The organism is Ruegeria sp. HKCCD9138 (genome assembly GCF_057220975.1).
In genome coordinates this window covers 1-4,491 of the sequence record NZ_JBWVAZ010000025.1, presented here as the reverse complement: position 1 = coordinate 4,491, position 4,491 = coordinate 1, and the positions used below count along the sequence as shown (strand labels likewise).

Here is a 4,491-nt window from a genome sequence, read left to right as displayed (position 1 = left end):
ACCCCGCCGTTTTACCGGCGGGGTATATTGATTGTGTTGTTTTATTCTGCGGCGTCTTCGTATTCCGACATTGGCGGGCAGGTGCAGACGAGGTTTCGGTCGCCGTAGGCGTTGTCGACGCGGTTGACGGGGGACCAGTATTTGTCGACGCCCATCGAGCCCGGCGGGAAGCAGGCCTGTTCGCGGGTGTAGGGGCGGTCCCAGCTGCCCACCAGATCGCGCACCGTGTGGGGGGCGTTTTTCAGCGGGTTGTTCTCGGCGTCGATCCTGCCGTCGATGATGTCCTGCGCTTCCGAGCGGATCGACAGCATGGCGTCGCAGAAGCGGTCCAGCTCGTCCTTGGGTTCGGATTCGGTCGGCTCGACCATCAGGGTGCCGGCCACCGGCCAGGACATGGTGGGCGCGTGGAAGCCTGAATCGACCAGACGCTTGGCCACATCGTCGACGCTCACATTGCCCTCGTCGGCCAGCGGGCGGGTGTCGAGGATGCATTCATGCGCCACCCGGCCCGACTCAGAGGTGTAGAGGATCGGATAGGCATCCTTCAGGCGCGCGGCGATGTAGTTGGCGTTCAGGATTGCCACCTTGGTCGCCTGGGTCAGGCCCGCGCCGCCCATCAGCAGCACATAGGCCCAGCTGACCGGCAGGATGGACGGAGACCCGAAGGGGGCGGCCGAGACCGGGCCGATGGCCTGGTTCAGCTCGGGGTGGCCGGGCAGATAGGGTTCCAGATGCGCCTTGACGCCGATCGGACCCATGCCGGGGCCGCCACCGCCATGGGGGATGCAGAAGGTCTTGTGCAGGTTCAGGTGGCTGACATCGCCGCCGATCTTGCCCGGCTGGGCCAGACCGACCATGGCGTTCATGTTCGCGCCGTCGATATAGACCTGGCCGCCATGATCATGGGTGATCTGGCAGACCTCCTGCACGGTTTCCTCGAACACGCCGTGGGTCGAGGGGTAGGTGATCATGCAGGCGGCCAGATGATCGCTGTGCTTCTCGGCCTTCTCGCGGAAATCGGCCACATCGATATTGCCGTTCTCATCCGATTTCACCGGCACGACCTGATAGCCCACCATCTGCGCCGAGGCGGGGTTGGTGCCATGCGCCGAGGTCGGGATCAGGCAGACGTTGCGCTGCCCCTCGCCGCGCGCGGCGTGATAGTTGCGGATGGTCAGCAGGCCGGCATATTCGCCCTGCGCGCCCGAGTTGGGCTGTTGGGAGATCGCGTCATAGCCGGTGATCCGGCACAGTTTGTCGTTCAGATCGGCAATCATCTCAAGATAACCCTGCGCCTGATCTTCCGGGCAGAACGGGTGCAGGTTGCCGAACTCGGGCCAGGTGACCGGGATCATCTCGATCGTGGCGTTCAGCTTCATGGTGCACGAGCCCAGCGGGATCATCGCCCGGTCCAGCGCCAGGTCGCGGTCGGCCAGACGGCGCATATAGCGGGTGATCTCGGCCTCGGCCCGGTTCTTGTGGAAGATCTCGTGGGTCAGATAGGCGCTTTCGCGCAGCGCGTAATCGGGCAGGCGATAGACCTTGTTCGAGCTGTCATCCTTGCGGTCGATGCCGAAGGCACCCCAGACCGCCTCGATGGTCTCGGGCCGGGTCTGTTCGTCCAGGCTGATGCCCACTTTGGTGTCGCCCACCTTGCGCAGGTTGACGCCACGGGCCACGGCGGCCTCCATCACGGTTTTCTGCAGGTGGCCGACCTCGACGGTGATGGTGTCGAAGAACACTTCCGGCTCGACCGCAAAGCCCGCCTCTTCCAGACCGGCGGCCATGCGCGAGGTCTTGCGGTGCACCGATTGCGCGATGGCCTTGATGCCATCGGGGCCGTGATACACGGCATACATCGAGGCAATCACCGCCAGCAGCGCCTGCGCGGTGCAGACGTTCGAGTTCGCCTTCTCGCGGCGGATATGCTGCTCACGCGTCTGCAGCGCCAGCCGGTAGGCCTTGTTGCCACGGCTGTCGATCGACACACCGATGATCCGGCCCGGCATCGCCCGCTTCAGCTTGTCGGTGGTCGCCATGTAAGCGGCGTGCGGGCCACCATAACCCATCGGCACGCCAAAGCGCTGGGTCGACCCGATGGCAATATCCGCGCCCATCTCACCCGGTGACTTCAGCAGTGCCAGCGACAGGATGTCGGCGGCGACGATGGCGATTGCCTTGTGTTCGTGCAGCGCGGCGATTTCCGATGTGAAGTCGCGCACATGACCATGGGTGCCCGGATACTGGAAGATGGCGCCAAAGACCGCGCCCGCGTCCAGCTGGTCCGGATCGGCAACCTGCACGTCGATGCCCAGAGGCTCGGCGCGGGTTTTGATGACCGCGATGGTCTGCGGGTGGCAGTTCTTGTCGACGAAGAAGGCCGCGTTGTTGGCCTTGGAGCGGCCGCCGCGCTTGGCCATCGCCATGGCTTCGGCGGCTGCGGTGGCTTCGTCCAGCAGCGAGGCGTTGGCCACGTCCAGACCGGTCAGGTCGCTGACCATGGTCTGGAAGTTCAGCAGCGCCTCGAGCCGGCCCTGGCTGATCTCGGGCTGATAAGGCGTGTAGGCGGTGTACCAGGCCGGGTTTTCCAGGATGTTGCGCAGGATCGGCGCCGGTGTGGTGGTGCCGTAATAGCCCTGACCGATCAGCGAGGTCAGAACCTTGTTCTTGCTCGCCACCTCTTTCATGTGAAAGAGCGCATCGCGTTCCGTCATCGCCGGACCCCAGTCCAGCGGTTCGGTCTGGCGGATCGCGGGCGGGACGGTGGCGTCGATCAGCTGGTCCAGCGTCCTGAAGCCGATCACCTTGAGCATGTCGCGCATCTCGGTGGGCGACGGGCCGATGTGGCGGCGATTGGCGAAGTCATAGGCTTCGTAGTCGGTCAGTTTGAAGGCCATGTGTGCGCTCCTCAAGGAATGTCTCGCCCGGCCGCTCTGGCAGGAGCCTCCGGCGGGAGTATTTGGAAAAAGATGAAGCGGGGAGCCCCAAGGACGAGGCTCCGAGATGGGTTTAGCCGATGAAGGCCTTGTAGCCGGCCTCATCCATCAGATCTTCCAGCTGCGATGCGTCCGCAATCTTGACCTTGTAGATCCAGGCCTCACCTTCCGGGTCTTCGTTCAGCGCGCCGGGGTTGTCGGCCAGCGCCTCGTTCACTTCCGTAATCTCGCCATCAACCGGCGCGTACAGTTCCGAGGCCGCCTTGACGGATTCGATCACCCCGATCTCACCGCCCTTTTCGAACTCGTCGCCCGCTTCCTGCTGCTCGACGAAGACCACCTCGCCCAGCTGCTCGGCCGCATGCGCGGTGATGCCCAGCGTGGCCGTGTCCCCTTCGACAGCCAGCCATTCATGCTCTTCGGAATAATAGGTTGCCATGTTGTCTCTCTCCTGACTTCAACGCTTGTAATTCTGTTTGACGAAGGGCAGCGCCACGATCTGCGCCGGTTGCGCCTTGCCCCGGATGATCAGGTTGACCTGCTCGCCCGGCTCGCCATGACCCTTGTTCACATAGCCCATCGCCACCGGCCCGCCGACCGTCGGGCCAAAGCTGCCCGAGGTGATCTGACCGATGGTGTTGCCTTCGAGGCATTGCACTTCCACGCCCTGACGCGCGGGGGCGCGGCCTGTCGGTTTGATGCCCACCAGCTTGCGCGCGGGGCCTTCGGCCAGTTCGCGTTGCACGCGCGCCGCGCCCGGAAAGCCACCCTCTTCCTTGCGCCGCTTCTGGATCGCCCAGCCAAGGGATGCCTCGATCGGCGAGGTGCTCTGGTCGATGTCATTGCCATAGAGGCACAGCCCCGCCTCCAGCCGCAGGCTGTCGCGCGCGCCCAGACCCGCCGGTTCGCAATCCTCATGCGCCAGGAAGGCGCGGGTGATCTCGATGGCCCTGTCCTCGGGGATCGAGATCTCGTACCCGTCCTCGCCGGTATAGCCCAGCCGCGAGATACGGCATTCGACACCGTTGATGTCCGCCAGGGTGGTTTCCATGAAGGTCAGATCGCGGGCGGCCGGGCAGAGCGCGCCCACCACATCCTCGGCCTTGGGGCCCTGGACCGCGACCAGCGCGCGGTCGAAGATCTCGGTCACTTCGACCCCGTCCAGATTGGCCTGCATATGCGGAATGTCCTGATGCCGCAGCGCCGCGTTCACCACCACGAAGTAGTGATCGCCCGCATTCGACACGATCAGGTCATCCATGATCCCGCCGTCCGCGTTGGTAAAGAACCCGTACCGCGCCTTGCCTTCCTTCAGGGTCGCATAAGCCTGCGGGCAAAGCGCTTCCAGCTTCTCCCCCACATTCTCGCCCCGCAGGATCACCTGACCCATATGGCTCACATCAAACAGAGCCGCCTTCTCGCGGCACTGCTTGTGCTCGCCCATGATCCCCAAAGGATACTGAACAGGCATCTCCCATCCCGCAAAATCAACCATCTTGCCACCCAACTCAACATGCAAAGCGTAAAGAGGCGTGCGCTTAATATCGGTCATCGG

3 protein-coding genes are annotated in these 4,491 nt (G+C 64.0%); all 3 read right to left on the bottom strand.

What is annotated here, in order from left to right:
* Window positions 1–41: 41 nt before the first annotated feature.
* The 3 genes from gcvP to gcvT all read right to left on the bottom strand — a co-directional run bounded on the left by gcvP (window position 42) and on the right by gcvT (window position 4,488).
* The gene (gene gcvP, locus AC2TEL_RS21570) at window positions 42–2,897 is read right to left on the bottom strand and encodes an aminomethyl-transferring glycine dehydrogenase (protein WP_480906886.1); all 2,856 of its coding nucleotides are present in this window, start codon (window positions 2,895–2,897) and stop codon (window positions 42–44) included.
* Between the two features lie 112 nt (window positions 2,898–3,009).
* Entirely contained in the window at window positions 3,010–3,375 is a 366-nt protein-coding gene (gene gcvH, locus AC2TEL_RS21565) for a glycine cleavage system protein GcvH (protein ID WP_480844658.1), read from the bottom strand.
* A gap of 18 nt (window positions 3,376–3,393) precedes the next feature.
* Entirely contained in the window at window positions 3,394–4,488 is a 1,095-nt protein-coding gene (gcvT, locus tag AC2TEL_RS21560; protein ID WP_480906889.1) for a glycine cleavage system aminomethyltransferase GcvT, read from the bottom strand.
* Between the last annotated feature and the right edge of the window lie 3 nt (window positions 4,489–4,491).